The sequence below is a fragment of the Chroococcidiopsis sp. CCNUC1 genome (genome assembly GCF_023546805.1).
GTDB classification, from domain to species: Bacteria; Cyanobacteriota; Cyanobacteriia; order Cyanobacteriales; family Chroococcidiopsidaceae; genus Chroococcidiopsis; species Chroococcidiopsis thermalis.
The window spans coordinates 1,058,295-1,079,485 of the sequence record NZ_CP097480.1; the positions used below are offsets into that span (position 1 = coordinate 1,058,295).

Annotated in this window: 21 protein-coding genes and 1 riboswitch; of the genes, 15 read left to right on the forward strand and 6 right to left on the reverse strand. The window is 43.5% G+C overall.

The window, feature by feature from the left end; genetic code table 11:
* The first annotated feature begins 348 nt into the window (after nucleotides 1-348).
* Together M5J74_RS04945 and M5J74_RS04950 are read left to right on the forward strand one after the other, a co-directional pair.
* Nucleotides 349-1,224: a lipid kinase gene (locus M5J74_RS04945; protein WP_015153004.1), complete on the forward strand. Its 876-nt coding sequence runs from the start codon at nucleotides 349-351 to the stop codon at nucleotides 1,222-1,224.
* 120 nt (nucleotides 1,225-1,344) lie between these two features.
* Nucleotides 1,345-1,950: an exopolysaccharide biosynthesis protein gene (locus tag M5J74_RS04950; RefSeq protein ID WP_051033326.1), complete on the forward strand. Its 606-nt coding sequence runs from the start codon at nucleotides 1,345-1,347 to the stop codon at nucleotides 1,948-1,950.
* Between the two features lie 52 nt (nucleotides 1,951-2,002).
* Here the strand turns inward: M5J74_RS04950 and M5J74_RS04955 are convergent, their stop codons facing one another.
* Nucleotides 2,003-3,454, reverse strand: coding sequence for a glycoside hydrolase family 13 protein (locus M5J74_RS04955; protein WP_250015685.1), 1,452 nt, complete (start codon nucleotides 3,452-3,454; stop codon nucleotides 2,003-2,005).
* Nucleotides 3,455-4,015: 561 nt separating this feature from the next.
* Between M5J74_RS04955 and M5J74_RS04960 the strand changes: the two genes are divergently transcribed.
* Both M5J74_RS04960 and M5J74_RS04965 read left to right on the forward strand, forming a co-directional pair.
* On the forward strand, nucleotides 4,016-5,317 hold the full coding sequence (locus tag M5J74_RS04960; protein WP_015153007.1) for a glucose-1-phosphate adenylyltransferase: 1,302 nt from the start codon (nucleotides 4,016-4,018) through the stop codon (nucleotides 5,315-5,317).
* 114 nt (nucleotides 5,318-5,431) lie between these two features.
* Nucleotides 5,432-6,022, forward strand: coding sequence for an AAA family ATPase (locus tag M5J74_RS04965; RefSeq protein ID WP_250015687.1), 591 nt, complete (start codon nucleotides 5,432-5,434; stop codon nucleotides 6,020-6,022).
* 40 nt (nucleotides 6,023-6,062) lie between these two features.
* Here M5J74_RS04965 and M5J74_RS04970 read toward each other — a convergent pair whose 3' ends face one another.
* Complete coding sequence (locus M5J74_RS04970) at nucleotides 6,063-6,377, reverse strand: hypothetical protein (RefSeq protein ID WP_015153009.1); 315 nt, start codon at nucleotides 6,375-6,377, stop codon at nucleotides 6,063-6,065.
* Between the two features lie 39 nt (nucleotides 6,378-6,416).
* Nucleotides 6,417-6,496, reverse strand: a riboswitch (Glutamine riboswitch).
* 358 nt (nucleotides 6,497-6,854) lie between these two features.
* On the opposite strand from M5J74_RS04970, the gene M5J74_RS04975 reads away from it, so the two are divergent.
* The 6 genes from M5J74_RS04975 to uraD all read left to right on the forward strand — a co-directional run bounded on the left by M5J74_RS04975 (nucleotide 6,855) and on the right by uraD (nucleotide 11,170).
* Nucleotides 6,855-7,529 (forward strand): amino acid ABC transporter permease, encoded by a 675-nt coding sequence (locus tag M5J74_RS04975; protein WP_250015689.1) that lies wholly within the window; start codon nucleotides 6,855-6,857, stop codon nucleotides 7,527-7,529.
* A 137-nt stretch (nucleotides 7,530-7,666) separates the two neighbouring features.
* Nucleotides 7,667-8,320 carry an amino acid ABC transporter permease gene (locus tag M5J74_RS04980; protein WP_015153011.1) on the forward strand — a complete coding sequence of 218 codons (654 nt, stop codon included), beginning with the start codon at nucleotides 7,667-7,669 and terminating at the stop codon, nucleotides 8,318-8,320.
* A 51-nt stretch (nucleotides 8,321-8,371) separates the two neighbouring features.
* The gene (locus M5J74_RS04985; RefSeq protein WP_250015691.1) at nucleotides 8,372-9,259 is read left to right on the forward strand and encodes a transporter substrate-binding domain-containing protein; all 888 of its coding nucleotides are present in this window, start codon (nucleotides 8,372-8,374) and stop codon (nucleotides 9,257-9,259) included.
* A gap of 108 nt (nucleotides 9,260-9,367) precedes the next feature.
* Complete coding sequence (locus M5J74_RS04990) at nucleotides 9,368-10,156, forward strand: amino acid ABC transporter ATP-binding protein (protein WP_250015693.1); 789 nt, start codon at nucleotides 9,368-9,370, stop codon at nucleotides 10,154-10,156.
* Between the two features lie 62 nt (nucleotides 10,157-10,218).
* Nucleotides 10,219-10,578, forward strand: a complete 360-nt coding sequence (uraH, locus tag M5J74_RS04995; protein ID WP_106167407.1) for a hydroxyisourate hydrolase — start codon at nucleotides 10,219-10,221, stop codon at nucleotides 10,576-10,578.
* Between the two features lie 91 nt (nucleotides 10,579-10,669).
* Entirely contained in the window at nucleotides 10,670-11,170 is a 501-nt protein-coding gene (gene uraD, locus M5J74_RS05000) for a 2-oxo-4-hydroxy-4-carboxy-5-ureidoimidazoline decarboxylase (protein WP_015153015.1), read from the forward strand.
* Between the two features lie 38 nt (nucleotides 11,171-11,208).
* Here uraD and M5J74_RS05005 read toward each other — a convergent pair whose 3' ends face one another.
* Nucleotides 11,209-12,939, reverse strand: a complete 1,731-nt coding sequence (locus M5J74_RS05005) for an iron uptake porin (protein ID WP_250015696.1) — start codon at nucleotides 12,937-12,939, stop codon at nucleotides 11,209-11,211.
* A 327-nt stretch (nucleotides 12,940-13,266) separates the two neighbouring features.
* Nucleotides 13,267-13,542: a hypothetical protein gene (locus tag M5J74_RS05010; RefSeq protein ID WP_015153017.1), complete on the reverse strand. Its 276-nt coding sequence runs from the start codon at nucleotides 13,540-13,542 to the stop codon at nucleotides 13,267-13,269.
* A 322-nt stretch (nucleotides 13,543-13,864) separates the two neighbouring features.
* Here M5J74_RS05010 and M5J74_RS05015 point away from each other — a divergent pair, with 322 nt between their 5' ends.
* The 3 genes from M5J74_RS05015 (at nucleotide 13,865) to hpxO (ending at nucleotide 17,764) form a co-directional block, all read left to right on the forward strand.
* Nucleotides 13,865-14,545 carry a hypothetical protein gene (locus M5J74_RS05015; RefSeq protein WP_106217014.1) on the forward strand — a complete coding sequence of 227 codons (681 nt, stop codon included), beginning with the start codon at nucleotides 13,865-13,867 and terminating at the stop codon, nucleotides 14,543-14,545.
* Nucleotides 14,546-15,046: 501 nt separating this feature from the next.
* On the forward strand, nucleotides 15,047-16,498 hold the full coding sequence (locus M5J74_RS05020; RefSeq protein ID WP_250015698.1) for a uracil-xanthine permease family protein: 1,452 nt from the start codon (nucleotides 15,047-15,049) through the stop codon (nucleotides 16,496-16,498).
* Between the two features lie 105 nt (nucleotides 16,499-16,603).
* The gene (hpxO, locus tag M5J74_RS05025; RefSeq protein ID WP_106167412.1) at nucleotides 16,604-17,764 is read left to right on the forward strand and encodes an FAD-dependent urate hydroxylase HpxO; all 1,161 of its coding nucleotides are present in this window, start codon (nucleotides 16,604-16,606) and stop codon (nucleotides 17,762-17,764) included.
* 39 nt (nucleotides 17,765-17,803) lie between these two features.
* Here the strand turns inward: hpxO and M5J74_RS05030 are convergent, their stop codons facing one another.
* Nucleotides 17,804-18,013, reverse strand: a complete 210-nt coding sequence (locus tag M5J74_RS05030) for a hypothetical protein (RefSeq protein ID WP_219336081.1) — start codon at nucleotides 18,011-18,013, stop codon at nucleotides 17,804-17,806.
* Between M5J74_RS05030 and M5J74_RS05035 the strand changes: the two genes are divergently transcribed.
* On the forward strand, nucleotides 17,934-18,944 hold the full coding sequence (locus tag M5J74_RS05035) for a gluconolaconase (RefSeq protein ID WP_371934008.1): 1,011 nt from the start codon (nucleotides 17,934-17,936) through the stop codon (nucleotides 18,942-18,944). The two genes, M5J74_RS05030 and M5J74_RS05035, sit on opposite strands and share 80 nt — an antisense overlap.
* Before the next feature lie 104 nt (nucleotides 18,945-19,048).
* Nucleotides 19,049-19,714, forward strand: coding sequence for an SDR family oxidoreductase (locus M5J74_RS05040; RefSeq protein WP_250015708.1), 666 nt, complete (start codon nucleotides 19,049-19,051; stop codon nucleotides 19,712-19,714).
* Between the two features lie 38 nt (nucleotides 19,715-19,752).
* On the opposite strand, the gene M5J74_RS05045 is transcribed toward M5J74_RS05040, so the two are convergent.
* Nucleotides 19,753-21,003: a Zn-dependent hydrolase gene (locus tag M5J74_RS05045; protein ID WP_106217017.1), complete on the reverse strand. Its 1,251-nt coding sequence runs from the start codon at nucleotides 21,001-21,003 to the stop codon at nucleotides 19,753-19,755.
* Nucleotides 21,004-21,191 lie beyond the last annotated feature (188 nt).

Here is a 21,191-nt window from a genome sequence, read left to right on the forward strand (position 1 = left end):
CAAACTTAGATCGATCTCTCGATTTATCTTGTTAGTCAAGAGACTTTGCCAATTTATCTCAAGCAGACAATGGCATGACTCTCGAAAATTAGAATGGACGTAGTTTCATCTAAAACTTTCAAATGTTTATATATCTATAAAAAGTCAGAATTATGATAGGGTAAGCAATGCCCGCCCTACTCTTTATTTGCGTGAAAGATTGTGAATTAAATTGCTTTTAACTTGTCAGAGAGCAAAATAAATTTATCAAAAGATTTAATTTAGATAAAATTAGTATTAAGCCTTACCCGCGATCGCCTCTAAATGCGCGTTCAAGGGCATGGCAGCAACCCTCACCTGTAATCGATCGTGAAACAGCGAGCCTTACTGCTAGTCAATCGTCATGCCCGTCACGGACAGCAGCGGATTGCTGCTGCCATAGAACAGTTACAGCAGTTAGATTTAGATTTATTAGAAAAGCCAATAGAACATCCTCGGCAGTTAGCCGAACTGATCCGCTACTATCGCCATCAAGTAGACTTAGTAATTATTGGTGGTGGAGATGGGACGCTCAACGCGGCAGTAGATGCATTAGTCGAGACTAGATTACCTTTAGGAATATTACCTCTAGGGACTGCTAACGATCTAGCTCGAACTTTAGAAATTCCCAATTCTCTACCTGAAGCGTGTGAGATTATTGCGAGTCAAAAAGTCCGTTGGATTGACTTAGGTTGGGTGAATGGCAAGCATTTTTTTAACGTTGCTAGCCTCGGTTTGAGCGTCCAAATCGCTAAGAAACTGACGAAAGAGTCTAAACGTCGATGGGGAGTTTTAGCCTATGCAATGGCAGCAATTCAGGTTCTCTGGCAATCTCGACCCTTCAGAGCCGAAATTCGGATTAATAATCAAGATGCGATTCGAGTCAAAACCGTACAAATTGCCGTTGGTAACGGACGCTACTACGGTGGTGGCATGGCAATCACTCATGATGCGGCGATCGACGATCGCAGGCTAGACTTATACAGTCTGGAATTGCGTCACTGGTGGCAGATGATCCCTTTATTACCCGCAATGCGTCAAGGTAGGCATACAGCCTTACCTGGAGTCCGTACCTTGCACGGTCAAAAAATCCGTGTTGCGACTAGAAAACCCCGTCCCATTAATACCGATGGAGAAATCACCGCTTACACTCCCGCAGAATTTCGCGTCATTCCCCAAGCAGTAGCAGTTTTAGTACCAGATTAGTACTAAAGCGATCGAGTAAGGAAAATTAAGACAGCAAAGAGCAGCGAACAATGGCACAAGTATTGAGTGTTTTTATTTCTAATTTACGACTTACGACTTACGACTTACGATTTAGCTAACATGCATTTAAAATTTTCACACGATATTAAATCTTTACTAGAAAAACTATCTCAACAACCTTTAACTTTAAGCGATATTTTGGCAGGAACTTCAGAACGAGGTTTTAGTCTTGTTATTGCCTTACTTGTCTTACCATTTTTATTCCCTCATCCGCCTGGTTTTACTGGCATACCAGGAATAGCTTGCTTAATTTTATCCCTACAAATGGCATTGGGAAGGCGATCGCCTTGGTTACCGAAAAAAGTTGCTCAATTCAAATTTCCTCGCTGGTTTGCCCAGCAATTGTTACAAAACTTGAAAAGGTGTACCAGATTGCTAGAAAGAATCGTTCGTCCTCGCATGTTGAAAATAGCGGGAAATCCTTATATTTGGCAATTTAACGGGTTTTGTATTGCTTGGTTAGCTATTTTATTAATGTTACCAATTCCACTGACAAACTCTTTTCCAACTATTGGTATTTTAGTACTGGCAGTAGCAACACTAGAAGATGATGGATTATTGATGTGTGTTAGCTATATATATACTATTGTCATTACCTTAATATTTGCCTTTTTAATTTACGCTCTTTGGCGAGGTTCTAGTTTATTACCGAGTTTATTTCAATAGAAAAATGTAGAGACGTTACATGTAACGTCTCTACATTTTTAGGTCCAAGTTTTTATACCAAAATACAACCTGCCCTTGGAGGTAGATTCAAATTCATTTGCGATCCATCAGCAATAGACTCAATTTCTGCACTCCCAAATAACAACTTGCTGGGGTGCGATCGCAACTTACTTGTGTCTAAACTAACTTGTGCCGAGTCAGTACCAGTATTGACAGCTACGACAATTTCTTCTGAGCCTAAAGTTCGCGCAAAAACATAAACCAAGCCCTGTGCGTGTAACACTTGATAATCTCCCGTACGCAAGGCAGGATATGCATGGCGTAAGGCAATCAACTGACGGTGGTATTCGAGAATTTCCCGATCCCAAGTGGCTTCGATAGGGAAACCCCGCCGAGAGTCTGGATCGATTTTGCCTGGTAAACCAACTTCGTCACCATAGTAGATGCTAGGAGCGCCAGGAAATGTTAATAGCAATAGGGTAGCAAGTTCAACACTAGGGCGATCGCCTCCTGCAATCGAAATTAGTCTCGCCGTGTCGTGGCTGGCGAGTAAATTCAACTGCGTTAACTGAATTTCCCAAGGATACAATTGCAGCAATTCTTGCATTTTTGTGGCATATTCAGCCGCAAACAGGGGTGGATAGGGATAGTAGGAACGGTCTTGTACTTGTGTCATATCCACGCGATCGCCAGCCGTAAAAGCGATTGTCGGTGCGGCAAACAAGTAATTCATCACGCCGTCAAATTGCGTGCCGTCTAGCCATTCTCGCGAATCTTCCCATACTTCACCGACAATATAAGCATCGGGGTTGATGGCTTTGACGCGATCGCGAAACTCTTGCCAAAAACCAGGAGTTCTAATTTCAAACGGCACATCTAACCGCCAGCCGTCGATGCCGAATTTCAGCCAATATTCGGCAATCTCCATAATGTATTCTCGCACTTCTGGGTTATCGTGATTGAACACGGGTAAAGCGCGATTTCCCGCCCAGCCTTCGTAATTAGCAGGGCGATCGCCATCATAAGGACACAAGGGCCATTTTTCAATCTTGAACCAATCTACCCAAGGAGAGTAGGGACCATTTTCGAGAATGTCGTGAAAAAAGAAAAAGCCCCGACTGGCATGATTGAAGACTCCATCCAAAACAACCTTAATATCGCGGCTGTGACAAGCTTCTAGCAATTCTTGAAAAGCTTCATCTCCGCCTAACATCGGATCGACTCGATAGTAGTCGTGGGTGTGATAGCGGTGATTGCTAGCAGATTGAAAGATCGGGGTGAAGTAGATGGCGTTAATGCCTAACGTTTGCAAATAATCTAATTGCTCCATCACACCCCAGAGATCGCCACCCTTATAACCTTGAAGAGTGGGCATTTCTTCCCATTCTTCCCAAGTAGCGTTTTTTAACAGCCGCTTGCGGGGTTGTTGACTCTTAGCAAAGCGATCGGGAAAAATTTGATAGAAAACAGCGTGTTTTACCCAGTCTGGGGTGGTAATCTCCATAGTCACTTTCTAGCCCTTCATTGACAAGGTACAAATACTCTCCATTCTGTGGCTCTAACCAGGGGGTGAATGTCGCGATCGCTTTTTGACAGTTATCAGTGACTAGTGGCTAGTGGCTGGTGGCTAGTAGTAAATAGGGTTGGGGGAGCCAGTGCGGTCTTGGGGGTGGCGCTATCGCGGACTTCGTCGCCCCCTATGAGCAACTGGCGCTATCGGGGTGTGGGGTGTGTAGGAAGTGTGGGGTATAGAGAATTTTGAATGCGCGAATTGTTTTGCTCCCTCTGCTCCCTGCTCCCTACTCCCCGCTCCCTAAAGATGGGGAAAACTACGACTAGCGGTAGCACCACACCAAATTTTACGATAATTTTGGAGTTTGGGAAGTGCGATCGCTGCTGCTCAACTGCTCTATGCCTGCCAAAGCCGAGCTAACCGCGATCGCCCCAGACTCCCAGGAATTCTTCATGTGTAGTGCTGATAAATTTCTGCCTCTAGATTCTTAACAACTTTTACACCTAGTCCTCTACACTAATTTTGGGAACGAAAGGCAGTCGGGAGGAATTTGTGAAAAAAGTACTAGGAATTATTCTCGGTGGCGGTGCTGGAACTCGTCTTTATCCGCTGACTAAGCTACGAGCTAAGCCAGCCGTACCATTAGCAGGGAAGTACCGCTTAATCGATATTCCTGTCAGTAATTGTATTAACTCAGAGATTTACAAAATATACGTTTTAACACAATTCAACTCGGCTTCACTCAATCGCCATATTGCCCGTGCATACACCTTTTCTGGTTTTACTGAAGGCTTTGTAGAAGTCCTGGCAGCTCAACAAACGCAGTACAGCACTAACTGGTTCCAGGGTACGGCAGATGCAGTGCGTCAGTATCTTTGGTTGATGGAAGAGTGGAACGTGGACGAATATTTAATCTTGTCGGGAGATCACCTCTACCGCATGGACTATCGCCAATTTGTCGAGCGTCACCGCGAAACTGGTGCTGATGTGACTCTTTCTGTGATCCCGATCGAACAACGTCGCGCTTCTGACTTTGGCTTGATGAAAATTGACAGTGCGGGACGGGTAATCGACTTTAGCGAAAAACCCAAAGGTGATGCACTGCTGAACATGCAGGTCGATACTACAGTATTGGGGTTAAATCCAGAAGAGGCGAAGCAAAAACCATACATCGCTTCAATGGGGATTTACGTTTTTAAACGCGATGTCTTAATCAAGTTGCTGAAAGAAGCGCCAGAACAAACTGATTTCGGGAAGGAAATTCTGCCAGCTTGTGCGAAAGAGTACAACATTCAAGCCTACTTGTTTAACGATTACTGGGAAGACATCGGAACGATTGAGGCGTTCTACGATGCTAACTTATCGTTGACAAAGCAACCCTATCCAGCTTTTAGCTTCTACGAGGAAGAAGCACCAATTTACACTCGCGCTCGTTACTTGCCTCCTACTAAAATGATGGATTGTCAGGTAACAGAATCAATCGTTGGCGACGGTTGTATTTTGAAAAACTGTCGCGTACATCATTCAGTCTTAGGCGTGCGATCGATTATCCAAGCAGGCTCGATTGTAGAAGATGCGCTACTCATGGGGGCAGATTTCTACGATCCCCATATAGAGGAAAGACAAACAGTTTGTGCAGATGGTGAAATCGAGAACGTTCCTCTGGGAATTGGTGCTAACACCATTATCAGACGAGCAATTATTGACAAAAATGCCCGGATCGGTTGTGATGTCCGCATCATCAACAAAGACCGGGTTGAAGAAGCAGATCGAGAAAGCGAAGGCTTCTATATCCGCAGTGGCATCGTTGTCGTGCTGAAAAACGCCGTGATTTCCGATGGGACAGTTATTTAGTGGTGAGTGATGCGTGGTGAGTGATGAGTGGAAGAATTGAAAATAATTTTCTACTCGTATAATGTGTAGCTTCTTTGTTCCCCCTTAAAAAAGGGGGGCTAGGGGGATCTTTTCATGAGTGAGGTAGTTCTGCGATCCTCCAACTTCCTTAAAAAGGGGGCATTAGATCAGTCGTACACGGGTTTACTCTTTACTCCCTACTCTCTAATTCTGCTCGTTGGTTTACCAGGGAGTGGAAAATCTACTTTAGTAGGACAACTGGTAGCAGCAGACTCAAAGCTACAACCCATATCAACTGACAAAATTCGAGAACGCCTATTTGGGAATGAGGTGATTCAGGGGGAATGGTTGCTAGTTTGGCGCGAGGTGCAACGGCAATTTCAAAGGGCTGCAATTCAAATTTCGCGCGGCGAAGTCAGTACGGCAATTTACGATGCAACTAATGCCCAACGCAGACATCGGCGAGAAGTCATCGTTTACGCTCGTGCTGCGGGGTTCAAGCAGATTGTAGGACTTTGGGTCGATACTCCTGTATGGTTATGTCTAGCGCGAAATCGACGGCGCGATCGCCAAGTCCCTGAAGAGGTCATATTACGGATGCATCGTCAGCTGCGCGATGCGCCACTGAGTTTATCTGAAGGGTTAGATTGTTTGCTGCGTTCCAGTCAATTATCTGTTTGCACTTCAGCCGCTTCACCAAGTTAAGGTAGTAGGAACGCACACCGCACGCTCCTATTAAGTCTAACTAGCTGTAAAAGGGTCGAAAGCTTCTTTCTCTTCTTAGCGGACGATTGTATGATTCCTCAATCCAAGTTCTCACTTCATTTTCTGAGTTAAAATCAAACGTTTCGCCTGTTATCGGGTCGTAAAGCTTCCACAACGAACGACCTATTTTATCTTCGGTTTGCCACACTCGCATTTCTGCATTGTGACTCCAAGCGGTAACGAGCGATCGCCACATCTTTTTCAACCACGATCTGCGAGTTGGTCGATTGTGTTGCGGTTCTGGTTTGTAGTTGTAAATTTGTTCTAGTTTTTGAATGTTTTGTTGATAATTCATCACGATCTCGCCTCCTGAAGGAATCAGGTCATTATTTCGCGTGCGTTCCTTCTGGATATTTCCTTACTTCCGTCTCTCTCAGCATCCGGTGAAGAGTGTTTTTAAGAGAGATGAACGATTTATTTTCTGTATTTATTGTAACTAAATTTTCTGAAAATCGGTTGAAATCTTAGTTCAATAGTCACGAAATTCTGACAAAATAGCGAACAAGCATGAAATTACTCCTCGCAGCTTCAGATTCTTCTACATGATTTCTGCTTTCATAGCGGCTTTCAATTGGGTAAAACACGCAATCGAGAATTGCTATCAAGAGTGACTTGTATCGATCTACACAGAACAAAAGACGATAATTGTATACAGTATTCAAAATTATGTAACTGACTTAAAAGTTAGCATTACTATTGCTAAGCTACTGCAAGTATTTGGCGCGATCGCACTAACTTTTGACTCCTAACTTTTGACTTTTGACTTGCTACTATGAACTATACCTTTGATTTTTCAGTGATTTGGAATAACATAGGTTTGTTTACGGCGGGAGCATTTGTCACCATTAGGTTATCGTTAATTGCGATCGCCTTTGGATTGATTCTTGGCATCGTAGGAGCGTTATTTAGAACCTCTGAAAATCGGTTTTTGAATTGGTTAGCGATCGCCTATGTTGAGGCTATCAGAAATACGCCATTTTTAATCCAACTTTTCTTTATATTCTTCGGATTGCCGAATTTAGGTATTAAGCTAACAGCAGAACAAGCAGCAATTTTATCATTAGCTGTCAACTTTGGAGCTTATTCTACAGAAATCGTCAGAGCAGGTGTAGAAAGCATTCATAAAGGGCAAGTTGAAGCAGGCTTGGCACTAGGATTTAAACCCTTATCGGTGTTTCGCTATATTGTTTTAACTCCGGCATTATCAAATATTTCTCCAGCTTTAGTTGGTCAAATTATTCTTGCGGTTTTATTTACTAGTGTTGTCTCTCAAATTGCAGCTGAAGACTTGACATTTGCTGGGGACTATCTGAATTCCAGAACTTTCCGCAGTTTTGAGATTTACTTCACGATTTCTCTCATTTATCTAGCTATTGTTTGGTTAATTAAAGGATTAACTTACGCTATAGAAAAACGGTTTTTTGAATTTGCTAAATATAGACGCTAATCCATGACATATTTATCGTGTTTTGGCTAGTGTACGGGCGGGTTTATCAAACACTTAAGACTACGGCAAATATTTACGATAAAAACCCGCCCGTACAAATGCATCACTTTTGACTTTTAACTTTTGACTTTCTAAAAATGGATGAATTTACTATACCAATCATTTTGAAAAACCTCATAATTGCAACCCAATGGACGTTGATTTTATCTGCGATCGCATTTATCAGTGGTGGAATTATTGGTTTTCTCGTGATGTTGATGCGGATTTCTCCGAACCAGTGGATTCGAGGCATTAGTTGGATTTACATTGAGTTTTTTGAAGGAACGCCGCTATTATTACAATTGTTTCTTGCCTTTTTCGGACTCTCTGTGGTTTTCGGAGTTAATTTGTCACCTTTACAAGCAGCAACTTTAGCTTTAACGGCTTTTACTAGTTCATTTTTAGCAGATATTTGGCGGGGTTCTGTAGCTGCTATTCCTCAAGGACAATGGGAAGCAGCATCAGCATTAGGTTTTGGCTATTTCAAAAAACTTAGATTGATTGTATTACCACAAGCACTCAAATTATCGATCGCACCAACCGTAGGATTTGCCGTACAAGTTATCAAAGGAACTTCTTTGGCTTCTGTAATTGGCTTTACTGAATTATCTCGCGCTGCGGCGCAAATTAATAATGTGACTCTGCGATCGCTATTAGTATTCTCACTTGCAGGTTTGATTTATTTCTGCTTGTGTTATCCCCTTTCTATTTTAAGTCAAAATTTAGAACGAAAATTAACATACAAAGCTTGAAAAAATCAGTCTAACGGCTAGTTCCGACTCCCGATTTCCTATTTACCTCAAATGAACGCGATTCCTAAAAAGTGGCTGCAATTCATCACGCTGTTTTTGGCAAGTTTATTAATGACGGCGAGTATTGCTGCTTGTAACTCGTCAGAATCATCTTATGTCAAATCGATGTCAGTGACATCTGGTACTGCGTCAGCTACTAGCCTACCTGGTGTAAATTCTAGAACAACGCTAAAACAAATTCAATCTACTGGCAAGGTACGAGTTGCTGTTCCAGATGATTTTCCCCCGTTTGGTGCTGTGGGACCAGATATGCAAGTGCGCGGCTATGACATTGATGTAGCACGGGAGATAGCTAAAGGTTTAGGGGTCGAGTTGGAATTAGTCCCCGTGGTTGGTAATTACCGAATTCCGTTTTTGCAAACAAATCGGGTAGATATGGTAATTTCGAGTTTGGGTAAGAACAAAGAACGAGCCAAAATTATTGATTTTTCCATACCATATGCTCCTTTTTTTTCAGGAATTTATGGCAGACAAAATGTTAAAGTTGCTTCTATGGAAGACTTGAAAGGTCGTACCGTAGGTGTTGCTCAAGGCTCTTTAGAAGATTTAGAACTGTCTAAACTACCTACTGGAACAGTTAAAATGAAACGTTTTGCTAGTAACAGCTTAACGGCATCAGCATTAGTATCGGGACAGGTAGAACTGATTGCAACTGGCAACGTGGTAGCGGCTAAATTAATGCGAGATAACCCCGATAAACAAATCGATCGCAAGCTTGTGCTGAAGAATTCTCCTTGTTACATTGGCGTACGACGTGGTGATACCGATCTTTTACAAAGAGTTAATGCGATTATTACAGATTTGAAAACATCGGGAAAGTTGAATAGTTTTTCTCAGAAATGGTTGGGAGAACCTCTGGCAGAATTGCCTACTGTATAAAAAGTCAAAAGTCAAAAGTTAAAAGTCAAAAGTTAAAAGTCAAATGTATAGTGGGCATTGTCCACCATGCAAATAGATATAAATAGTTAATGGGAAAAGTATCAGTTTATGGCATACTCTCACTCCGAAATAAGTTCAAGTAATATCGCTAGTACTGACTTAGAGCCAATTGTTATTGCTAGAAACGTGGAAAAGTGGTATAGCAATAATTTCCACGTTTTGAAAGGCGTTAGCCTGACAGTTAATCGAGGTGAAGTCGTGGTTTTAATGGGACCATCTGGTTCGGGTAAATCAACTTTTATTCGGACTTTCAATGGTTTGGAGCCTTATCAAAAAGGTAGCATTGAAATTGATGGAACGAAGATTTCTCATAATCTCAAAAATATCGAAATCGTACGTCGAGAAGTAGGAATGGTGTTTCAACAATTTAATTTATTCCCTCATTTAACTGTACTAAAAAACGTGACTCTCGCTCCAATTCATTTGCGCGGAATGACAAAAAGCAAGGCTGAAGAAATGGCGATGCAACTATTAGAAAGAGTCGGAATCGACCATCAAGCAAATAAATATCCAGGTCAACTATCTGGCGGACAACAACAGCGAGTGGCGATCGCGCGTGCTTTAGCAATGAAACCAAAAGTCATGTTATTTGACGAACCAACATCAGCTCTCGATCCAGAAATGGTACAAGAAGTATTGCAGGTAATGCGATCGCTGGCTAATTCTGGGATGACGATGGTTTGCGTGACTCATGAAGTTGGTTTTGCTCGCGAAGTTGCCGATCGCGTTATCTTTCTAGCTGATGGTTATTTAATAGAAGATACCACACCATCGGAATTTTTCAATAACCCAAAAGAAGAGAGAACTAAAAAGTTTCTGTCGCAGATTTTGCACTGAATTTCTGTTAAAATCCGAACGATACATCAGCGCGATCGCAAATTATATTTGCATTGATAAATATGGTAGGTAAACTTACTACACATGTCTTAGACACAGCTCAAGGTTGTCCCGCTCGACAAATGACAATTGAATTGTGGTTGGTTAGCTCAAATGGAGAAAAAACGCTATTAAAAACTATTCATACTAATAATGACGGTCGTACGGACTCACCATTATTAGTAGATGAAGAACTCAAATCAGGTATTTATGAACTAGTTTTTTCTGTCGGCGATTACTTTACCAAACATATAGAGAACCTACCTCAGCCAGCTTTTCTCGATCGCGTACCGTTACAATTCGGAGTCGCCGATCCTAATTCTCACTATCACGTTCCCTTACTCGTTTCTCCCTGGTCTTATAGTACTTATCGAGGTAGTTAAGCTTAATTTGGATCGCGCAAAGACGCAAAGGCGCAAAAGTGTTCTTTGCGTCTTTGCGTCTTTGCGTGACAATTCTTTTCTAGGTAACTTGATGATGATTTCTCTAACAGAACTGAACCAAATGAGCCAAGATGAGTTTGTAAAAACCTTGGGAGCAGTGTTTGAAGATACGCCCGCGATCGCTTATCATGCCTGGTACGAGCGACCGTTTAAAAACGTAGCGCAATTACATCAAACAATGGTAGATGTTGTCAGAACTGCCAGTCAAGACGCACAAATAGAACTCATTCAGGCACATCCTGACTTAGGTAGTAAAGCCAAAATGGCAATGGCATCGGTACAAGAACAAGCTGGTGCAGGTTTAGACCGTCTTACACCTGAAGAATACGATCGCTTTTTATCTCTAAACCAAGCCTATAAAAATAAGTTTGATTTTCCGTTTATTATTGCCGTTAAAAATCACACAAAAGATAGCATTCTTGCAGCTTTTGAACAACGGTTGCAAAATTCTATTGAAACAGAACGAAACCAAGCTTTAGCAGAAATTTTTCAAATTGCTAAATTTCGTTTAGATGCGATCGTATCACAGTAGGGGTGCATAACTATGCGCCCCTACCAATGTTTGATTTTTTAAAACTTAAACTGAGCGCGTAAATTACCTACATAAATATTAGGATTGTCACTGAAATTATTCGGATTGGCAATCAAATAAAACGCGGGAACTAGAGCAATGTTATCCGTAATTGGGTAATAGTAAGTTGCCTCAAACTCATATTGTACGCCGCCATCACCACCACCAGAAACTAAAAAGTTCCGACCGTCTAAAACAGCAAATGGTCTGAGATAGGAAAATGTTAACAATGCTCCTTCTTTACCTAAATCGGGAAAAGCTAATCCTGCTTGAATTGCCTGTACGTCAACTTCTCCATCCAGTCGTCCATCTGTAGTAGGTTTAACATTCGTACTCGCATAGGTATATCGTCCAAATAAACCAATGCCTTGAGTTACTAACCAATCAAAATTGAAGTTCCAAGTATCAGCTGTAGCATCTTCAATTGAACCGCCAAACCCATCATCGACAAAACCATAAATCGGTTCGCCAATTGCGCCACCTACCCGTCCGTTCACTGCTTGAATGTTAGAACGGTTGTAGAGAAATCTCAAGTTCAAATTCTTGCCAGGAGCAAAGGCTAATTCTGCTGTAATTGTGTTAGTTGGTTTAAATAAACCTTGACTAGGATTACTAGAAGTATTGAACGCAGAACCAGAAAGAAATTCTGTATTCTCGCCTAAATAACCAGCAGTTAATTTGAATTGGTCGTTAATTTCCCAGGCTACGACTGCTCCTGAACCTCTATCGACGGAATTAAGAAGAGTACTACCAATCGAGTTGTAGCTACTTGCTCCGGTTAAATATAGAGTGAAGCGGTTATTGTCAAAATGACGAAACCAGTTAACGCGAGGACCAACTGTAAATTGTAGACTTTCCCCAACCGGAAAACTATAGAATAATTCGCGCACGATGACATTATTATCCGCTCCCGTCACACCTTTTTGATCCGTGTAAGGTACGCCAAAGGTATTAAATAAACCAGCAGAAGCAAATGTATTTGCAGGAGAATTCCCATTCCCGGCTACGAGTTGGGTGACGAGGCTATCCTTACCTGTGAATGAAGTGTTGAAATTGAGGAAAAGGTAATCGCTGAAGGTAACATTAGGGTCATCGCTAATCGTCCGGCGTACAGGTCTACCATCAGCTCCCCGCGCCGGAACAAAAACACTGGTTCCCTCTGCTGTTATATCTCCATCGGCAAAAGCTCCAGTCACGTTGAGGAAGATATTAGCAGTGAGTTTTGTCGTCGTGGAAAATTGATTTGCTTCTAATTCTGCTGTTTGTGTTTCCAAAGCATCGACACGACGACGCATAGTCGCAATTTCAGCTGCAAATTCTGCTTGCAGAGCTTGCAAGGTGTCTAAGTCCTGTTTGTCTACTACATCGGCGCTGGCTGTAGCAATGAGTTCGTTGACTCTGTCTAAACAGGCATTCAACCCAGCCGCAAATTCATATCTCGTTAATGCACGATTACCGCGATAAGTTCCATCAGGATAGCCAGCAATGCAACCGTATCTTTCTACTAAAGATTGTAATGCTTGAAATGCCCAATCTGTAGGTTGTACGTCCGAAAGCTGAGATACAGATGTGACTTGTGCCATAATATCTGGATCGGTCTGAGATGATTCTAAATTATTCTCATTTGCCTCTACTGGTAGTACGCCGATTGAAAGACTTGCTGCTAATAAACGTAACCACAAAGTTATTTTAGCTGTCGCTTTTACTTGACAGAAAAAACCTGAATCCATGACTCCTCACACGCATAGCAAACTGGCAATAACAGATAGCAATCTGTCTTGCTCTAAACAATTTAAAAATTGAAAAAACAGATTTATAGTGGCGATCGCACTCTAGAATTAAACTCGATCCAATGTCGAGTACACATCCTTACTTTTAGCTTTCAAGACCCGATCGGCTTGCAAGCATACTGTATACGCTAGTGTAACTTGAGTGAAAAAATTGTAATTCCAACTACAAAAAAGTCTAGATCGCAGTACGAACTTTCGATCTAGACGCGATTGTTATTCTAGAAATCCCTAGCTCGAAAAATCTCCTTTGGCAGACGTTGAGAGATTTTAATTCATCAACAGCCAAAGTTTTTGCAGCGAACTGGTGGAATTTTCTTGTTGCTCGAATTCCTTGTTAGCCCAGCACCGTTCAATATACTCTACTTGTTGTTCGCGATCGACTAATTCATCGACAAGTAAGGAAATTAGGACTCGCCAAGCAAAGTCCAATCCTAACTTAAATGTAGAAGCTTTACCATCTGGATTGGGAATTCGGCTGGGAATGAGTTCTAATTGTTGGTAGTTTTCCCACTGAGAGTTGCTTGTTTGGCTGAGAGTTTTCACAATCGTCCTCCTCAATTAAAGTCATTGCAGGAGGCACTTCTAAACCTGTCACCACGACGCTTGACAATTACGCGAGTTAGAATTGCGCGGTTTGTGAGCGTATGTCCGAATCTTTTTCCGTGCCTTAAGATACATTTTTATTATATAACATGATGAACTCTTGTTACATATCTGTTTTTAGAAACATTTTTGCTCTGTCGGCTCTCTCTTTGAGCAGAGATAAAAGCTGTATTCAGCTAGCTCAAAACCTTTCTGGAAAAGAATTTCGATCGAAAATGCTAGTTTGAAATATGGCATGATTTTCTACTCTTCCAACTAGCTAATGCTCAACTCAGATGATGAGGAAATTTTTTATTCCAGCGTGGCGATCGAATACATTGTGCCACAGGGGAAAGAAGCTGTTTTTCTCAAATGGCACGATCGCTTAGTGAGTGCTGCCGCACATTACGAGGGGTTTACTCGCACAGATCTCTGTCCGCCTCTGGAATGTCGCGATGGAGTCGTCAAATGGTATTCCATCATGCACTTCGACACACCGACTCGGTTAAATCGGTGGCTGCAATCACGCGATCGCGATCGCGTGATGGAGTCAGGACGAGAGATTTTCCAAATTTACAAATTCAAGTCATTGACGACTGGCTTAGAGGGATGGTTTTCTCTCCAGTCTGGTATAGAGAAAACGAGTTTGGGTCTCCCAGCATGGAAGCAAGTCTTATCGGTAGTTCTGGGATTGTATCCCACAGTCATGACGCAATCGAGAGTATTTGCTGCTTTTGGTATCATGCAGTCTTGGTCGCCTGCTAGTTCGATGTTGGTGAATAACCTGATAACATCCTCAATTTTGACGTGGTTGGTGATGCCATTGGTAACGCGGTTCATGAGATTTTGGCTACAACCTGCTTTTCGTTTAAGTTCGGTTAAAACCGATTTAATTGGAACCGCGATCGCGTTGATTGCACTGGGAATGATGGCAATATTATTCGAGCAGTTGTCCAAATCATAAAACGCATTCATCGCACTTCGATCGCACCACTTAATATTTCAGATCCGCAGCAGGCTTGTGTTGTTAGAAGTTTTAGTATACTGTATACCATATCTATCGAGTTTATGTTTAGACTGCAATGCTCGATGCCTGCAATTTCCTGACTACGTGACAATCCTAGAAGTAATTTAACAATTCTAGACAGCGACCAAACGAACATTTTTGTAAATTGATGTTTTGTAGCCAAAAATACAGAATATTAAATCTGGAGACAATTTGTATTTCAATCGCTAAATAATTTTAAGTTGGCGAGTCAAGAGAGGAGAGATAAACGATCGTGAATTGTATTAAATAATGCAAAAACTCGCGAGAGAGTTGAGATTTAATGACAAATTAGTAGTAAAAATCGACTAAACTCCAGCAGGCGATCGTTGGGAAAAAAAGAGGCGATCGCGCGTGCATGACAATAACGAAAATAGTTTTATAAACCTCGCAAATAAGCGCTGAATTTGAGGAATCCTGATGGCAAAAGTGAGTGTTCAATCGACTCCGCAAACTGAGGAGCGCAACGCTGTAGCACCTGTCAATAGACTAATCTACGGACTGAACGACAAGCCTCCATTTATCGAAGCAGTGCTAGCAGCCATGCAGCACGTTCTAGCGATCTTTGTCGGTATTATTACTCCTCCGTTGCTGATTGCCAACGCTTTAAAGCTGAACCCAACTGACACTAGCTACGTCGTCAGTATGTCACTGTTTATTTCAGGAGTCTCGACATTCATTCAAGCTAGAAAAATTGGACCAATTGGTTCGGGATTGCTCAGCATTCAGGGAACTAGCTTCTCTTTTCTAGTGCCCATTATCTCCGCAGGGACAGCAGTAGTCGCAGCCGGAGGAACCCCAGAAAGCGCGTTGAGCTTAATCTTTGGCTTATGCTTCTTTGGCGCGTTTATTGAAATAATCTTGAGCCGCTTCTTACACCTAGTTAGAAAAATTATCTCTCCCCTAGTCACGGGTACGATTGTTTGCGTCATCGGTCTGACCCTGATCAAAACAGGGATTATCAGTATGGGTGGAGGGGTAGCAGCGCAAAGAAACGGTACTTTCGGCAGCTTGCAAAACATAGGCGTTGCCACATTGGTACTGCTGACCATCATCGTGCTGAACGTGAGTAAAAAGCCAATGCTGAGAATGGCTTCAGTTGTCATTGGACTGCTAGTCGGCTACGCTGTGGCAAGCGTGTTAGGCATGGTTAACTTCAGCGGTTTGGGAAATTTGCCGTTAATCGCCTTGCCAATTCCATTTCGTTACGGACTGAGCTTTGACTTTGCTGCTTTCGTGCCGTTCATTCTACTCTATATCATCACCACAGTAGAATCGATTGGCGACCTCACAGCCACATCAGCGGTATCTGGAGAGCCAATTAAAGGCGCGACTTACATGCGGCGAATCAAAGGGGGAATTTTAGGAGATGGTGTAAATTCTCTGATTGCGGCATTATTCAATACATTTCCCAACACGACATTCAGTCAGAATAATGGCGTGATTCAAATTACAGGTGTGGGTAGTCGCTATATCGGCTACTACATCGCAGCCATACTTGCCTTTTTGGGTCTATTTCCAATTGTTGGTGGGATCTTTCAAACCTTACCGCAAGCTGTGTTGGGTGGTTCCACAATTATCATGTTCGGCTCAATTGTTGTCGCCGGGATTAACATTCTCTCATCAGTAGAACTCGATCGCCGTGCGATGGTAATTGTCGGTACATCCTTGGCAATGGGGTTAGGGGTGACTTACACGCCGGAAATTGTTGATGCATTACCACTAGCAATTAAAAACGTTCTCTCTTCTGGAATTTCTGCCGGTGGACTGACGGCTATCTTATTAAATTGGTTGTTACCTTACGATCGAAAAGAAGAAGTTACCGAGCAGGACGATAGTAATGCTGACGAACTTGCAGAGTTAGAAGCATGAGCAAAATTCAAAAGTCAAAATTTTGAATTGTTTTGGTCGCTGAGTTAGGACAAGTTAGGTAGAGGCAAGTTACATAGGGGCAAGTTACGCAGGGGCAAAGTTACAATGTATAACCTCAAGGTTGTCATCATCGGTGCGGGAATTGGCGGTTTAACCGCAGGTATCGCTCTGCGTCAGGCAGGGTACGAAGTCGAGATTTATGACAGAGTCAAAGAACTGCGTCCGGCGGGTGCGGGAATTTCATTGTGGTCGAACGGTGTAAAAGTCCTCAACCGCCTGGGGTTAGGGGAAAAGATGGCGGCGATCGGCGGCTTGATGGATCGAATGCAATATCTTACCCTTAAGGGGGATGTATTAAGCGATATCGATCTGCATCCCTTAGTTGAGGAAGTCGGTCAGCGTCCCTATCCAGTCGCTCGTACTGACTTGCAACAAATGCTCTTGGAGGCTTATCCCGGCGAAGTCAAGCTAGAACATAAATGTATTGCAGTCGAACAAGACGAGAATAGCGTTACGGCAATTTTTGAGAACGGACATCGTACCACAGGCGATCTACTTATAGCAGCAGACGGAGTGCGATCGCTTCTGCGCACGTATGTATTAGGACAAGAAGTGCAACCCAATTACGGTCATTACGTCAACTGGAATGGTTTAGTTCCCGCCAGCGAAGATTTAGCCGCAAAAAATTCTTGGGTAATTTTTGTCGGCGAACACAAACGGGCTTCAATGATGCCAGTAGCAGGCGATCGCTTCTACTTCTTTTTTGATGTTCCTTTGCCTAAAGGTACTGTTTCTAGCCCCGAAAATTACCGCGCCGAATTGACAGAACACTTTCAAGGCTGGGCGCAACCCGTTCAAAATTTAATTCAGCGTCTCGATCCCTACAAAACAAATCGTTTAGAAATTCACGACGTGGGACCGATTGACCGGATGGTACGCGGTAGAGTTGCTTTACTCGGAGATGCCGCGCACGCTACTTGTCCAGATTTGGGACAGGGAGGTTGTCAAGCAATGGAAGATGGGTTGGTGTTAACTCAATACCTGCTCACAACAAATATTAGTATGGAATATGCCTTAAAACGCTACGAAGCAGACCGGAAAGAACGGACTAGCGCTGTAGTTGAAAAAGCCCGCAAACGCGCCGAAATGATTCACGGTAAAGAGCCAGAAATTACCCAAAAATGGTATCAGCAACTTGCACAAGAAGAACCAGCAGATGTTAGAGGTGCGATCGCTAAAGTGATTTTAGCTGGACCATTGCGTTGAGGGAATTCGGAATTAAAAACTCTTGACAAGATTTTTCCCTTAGAGCAAACTCAAGTAGCCTTTGAATATCTCGAAGAGGAGAGGTATTTTGGCAAAGTGGCGATCGCTTTCTAGTATTCCTGGCTGAGCTATGTTGAGAACGCTTTTCCGTACAATTGCACTCGCCGCCGTGCTGCTTTCTAATACCAGGGCGATCGCATCTCCTTTAACTATTGCCAGTTTAACTCCAGCGCGCGAAGAAACTCGCATTGGCTTACCGAATGGGTTTCAATACCCAAATGGCATTGCCCGCGCTAGTGACGGAACACTGTACGTGGGTTCAGTGACAAGCGGCAAAATTCTCCAAGTTCGACCAAATGGTAGAATTGAAACTTTCTTCCCAGGAAATAATGAAATATTTGCCGCTAATAGTCTGCGGCTCGACGAGCAACGCGGTATTTTGTGGGGAGCTTCATCAGACTTTTTAGGCGTGCGCGGTGCTGATGGCAAAGTCACTCGCCGTCCCCATCGGATCTTTGCACTCGATATTCGGACTGGTAAAGTGCTGCGGGTGGTTTTGATGCCAGATGGCGGCTTTGGTAATGACATGGCGATCGATCCCAAAGGTGGAGTTTACCTCACTGATAGTAATCGTCCTCGCATTTACTATCTTGCACCTGGAGCCAAGCAACTTCAGGTTTGGGCTGAAGACGATCGCTTGCGCTCTCAACCAGTTGGTTTAGCTGGAATTGCACGAGCAGCTAACGGTATCGTAGTTGTGGGGCTGTTCTCCGGTGGCAGATTATTCAAAGTGACTCCATCACCACAGGGAACGCAAGTAGACGCGATTTCGCTGCAACGCTCGATTGAAAATCCAGATGGTATGGTCTTTGCTCCAGATGGTTCGCTACTCGTATTAGAAGGAGCGATCGCCAGTGGTAACGGTCGTCTGCTCTGCATTCGTGACATTCTTACACCTGCATCGCAACCAAAAGCGATCGAAGTCTTAGCGGACAAAATGGAATCGCCCGTTAATTTGACTGTAGCAGATCGACAAATATGGGTGACAGAATCGCGCATTCGCCATCGTCTCATTCCAGGAAAAGAAACTGCCATTCCCGATCGCTTTTTTATCCGCCGTTTTACGTTACCGTCTTCTAAGACCACCAAGACTTCTTGGTTAAGATTCGATCCCCCCTAACCCCCCTTCAAAAGGGGGGAATAAAGCCCCCTTTTGAAGGGGGTTGGGGGATCGAGGACTATGCATCCCAACCGAGAAGAATTGCTTCTAATGAGGAGTAAAACATGGCAACATATCTAGTCACGGGGGCAAATCGCGGGATTGGTTACGAATATTGCCGTCAACTTAAAGCGCGAGGGGAGAACGTCATCGCGGTCTGTCGTGCCGTTTCGGATGAGTTAAAAGAACTAGGCGTACACATTGAATCTAAGATTGATATTACCTCAGATGCATGCGTCACCGAACTACGCGATCGCCTGCAACAAATGCCGATTGACGTGTTAATTAACAATGCGGCGATCGTCGAGCGCGTCACGCTGGAAAATCTTGACTTTGATAGTATCCGAAAACAATTTGAAGTCAATGCGATCGGTGCTTTAAGAGTGACGCATACATTCCTACCCCATCTCAAAGCAGGTTCCAAAGTCGTGATGATGACTAGTCGCATGGGATCGATCGCCGATAATACTTCTGGCGGTTCCTACGGCTACCGGATGTCCAAGGTTGCATTATCGATGGCGGGTAAGTCTCTAGCGCACGATCTCAAACCGTTGGGAATTGCCGTTGCTATTCTCCATCCAGGGTTAGTCCAAACCCGCATGACTAACTTTAGTGCATCTGGCATTACTTCTGAAGAATCGGTGCAAGGATTGTTAGCCCGAATTGATGAATTGTCATTAGATAATACGGGGACTTTTTGGCACAGCAATGGCGAAGTTTTGCCTTGGTAAACTCGCTCATGATGCCACCAATGACAAATGACCAATGACTAATCACAACGATAATGCCGATCCAACTCTAAAAACGTATGCAATAAAACATTCGTTCCTTCAGCACACTGTTCTGGCGAAGTAAATTCCGTTTCAGCATGACTGACACCCGCTTTACTCGGCACAAAAATCATCCCCATATCGGTGAAAGTGGCGAGTTCTTGAGCGTCATGGCTGGCGCGACTGGGTAGATGGGTGTAACTCAGCCTTAAATCTTCGCACGCTTGCGCGATCGCCTGTTGGATCTGCGGTTTTGCTAAGGCTGGCTCGTTCCGCAAACGAGGTTGTAAATCGATATAAGTCTGAGTTTCAACGGCGATCGTTTCAATCTCTGCTTGCAGTTGTGCCATTAAATTATCGAGATGCTGGCTGGATAAATCCCGAATATCTAAGCTCATCTTCACTAACCCTGGAATGACATTCGCAGCATTAGGTAAAACTTCCATCCAGCCTACTGTGGCTACCTGTTGTCCGCCTGGGGTATGCGCAATTTTATTCACTGCCAGTACAACTCTTGAGGCAGCTACCAAGGCATCTTGTCGCATCTGCATTGGTGTAGAACCCGCGTGGCTGGAGCTACCTTTAACGGTAATAATGTAACGTCTTTGCCCGACAATTCCTTCCACAACACCGATCTGCTTGCCAAGGCATTCTAAAACGGGTCCTTGCTCGACGTGCAACTCGACAAAAGCTGCGATGTCTGCGGCGGTGCGACGTGCTTCTGTAAGTCGCCTCCAATCGCCGCCAACCCGCGTCAAACAAGTTTGAATGTCTATGCCATCAACACGGGGATATGTCGCCGGATCGAGAATGACTCTACCGGACATTGCTTTACTGCCAATCATCGTCCCCTCTTCATCGGTGAAGACAATGACTTCTAGAGAGCGATTCAGTTGAATTTGCTGTTCTTGCAAAACTCTTACCACTTCCAAGCCTGCCAAGACTCCAAACGCACCATCATAGCGTCCGCCATTCGGTACGGTATCGATGTGGGAACCCGTTGCTAAGGCTGCTGCGTCGGGATATTTGCCGGGATATTTACCGATGATATTGCCAGCCGGATCGATCTTGACGCTCATCCCTGCGGCTTGCATCCATTGTTGCACCCGATCGCGAGCTTGCATATCCGTAGCGCTGTAAGCAATCCGCCGCACTCCTCCACCAGGCAAAGCGCCAATTTGCGCTAACTGTTCGATGCTCTGGATGAGGCGATCGCGGTTTATCGACAGTTGGGATAAAGTATCTACCATTGGCAATATCTCAGACTAGAGTATTTATTCCCAGACATTTATGTATACAGTATACTCTACTTTTAAACTGAGATTGTTAATTCAGGTACAAAATTGAGGAAATTCCAATATCGCTCTCCGTTTTTTCTCCTAATCCTTTCAAAAGTTAAATGAGATTGCTATAGTATTGATTGTTTACCAAACAATCG

What these genes read in the sequence shown, in the direction of transcription:
- M5J74_RS05040 (WP_250015708.1), top strand. Translation starts at nt 19,049, where the DNA reads ATGGCAACATATCTAGTCACGGGGGCAAATCGCGGGATTGGTTACGAA.
- M5J74_RS05020 (WP_250015698.1), top strand. Translation starts at nt 15,047, where the DNA reads ATGGCAAAAGTGAGTGTTCAATCGACTCCGCAAACTGAGGAGCGCAAC.
- M5J74_RS04980 (WP_015153011.1), top strand. Translation starts at nt 7,667, where the DNA reads ATGGATGAATTTACTATACCAATCATTTTGAAAAACCTCATAATTGCA.
- M5J74_RS04965 (WP_250015687.1), top strand. Translation starts at nt 5,432, where the DNA reads ATGAGTGAGGTAGTTCTGCGATCCTCCAACTTCCTTAAAAAGGGGGCA.
- M5J74_RS05005 (WP_250015696.1), bottom strand. Translation starts at nt 12,939, where the DNA reads ATGGATTCAGGTTTTTTCTGTCAAGTAAAAGCGACAGCTAAAATAACT.
- M5J74_RS05045 (WP_106217017.1), bottom strand. Translation starts at nt 21,003, where the DNA reads ATGGTAGATACTTTATCCCAACTGTCGATAAACCGCGATCGCCTCATC.
- uraD (WP_015153015.1), top strand. Translation starts at nt 10,670, where the DNA reads ATGATGATTTCTCTAACAGAACTGAACCAAATGAGCCAAGATGAGTTT.
- M5J74_RS04975 (WP_250015689.1), top strand. Translation starts at nt 6,855, where the DNA reads ATGAACTATACCTTTGATTTTTCAGTGATTTGGAATAACATAGGTTTG.
- M5J74_RS04985 (WP_250015691.1), top strand. Translation starts at nt 8,372, where the DNA reads ATGAACGCGATTCCTAAAAAGTGGCTGCAATTCATCACGCTGTTTTTG.
- uraH (WP_106167407.1), top strand. Translation starts at nt 10,219, where the DNA reads ATGGTAGGTAAACTTACTACACATGTCTTAGACACAGCTCAAGGTTGT.
- M5J74_RS05015 (WP_106217014.1), top strand. Translation starts at nt 13,865, where the DNA reads ATGCTCAACTCAGATGATGAGGAAATTTTTTATTCCAGCGTGGCGATC.
- M5J74_RS05030 (WP_219336081.1), bottom strand. Translation starts at nt 18,013, where the DNA reads ATGCGAGTTTCTTCGCGCGCTGGAGTTAAACTGGCAATAGTTAAAGGA.
- M5J74_RS04990 (WP_250015693.1), top strand. Translation starts at nt 9,368, where the DNA reads ATGGCATACTCTCACTCCGAAATAAGTTCAAGTAATATCGCTAGTACT.
- M5J74_RS04970 (WP_015153009.1), bottom strand. Translation starts at nt 6,377, where the DNA reads ATGAATTATCAACAAAACATTCAAAAACTAGAACAAATTTACAACTAC.
- M5J74_RS04955 (WP_250015685.1), bottom strand. Translation starts at nt 3,454, where the DNA reads ATGGAGATTACCACCCCAGACTGGGTAAAACACGCTGTTTTCTATCAA.
- hpxO (WP_106167412.1), top strand. Translation starts at nt 16,604, where the DNA reads ATGTATAACCTCAAGGTTGTCATCATCGGTGCGGGAATTGGCGGTTTA.
- M5J74_RS04950 (WP_051033326.1), top strand. Translation starts at nt 1,345, where the DNA reads ATGCATTTAAAATTTTCACACGATATTAAATCTTTACTAGAAAAACTA.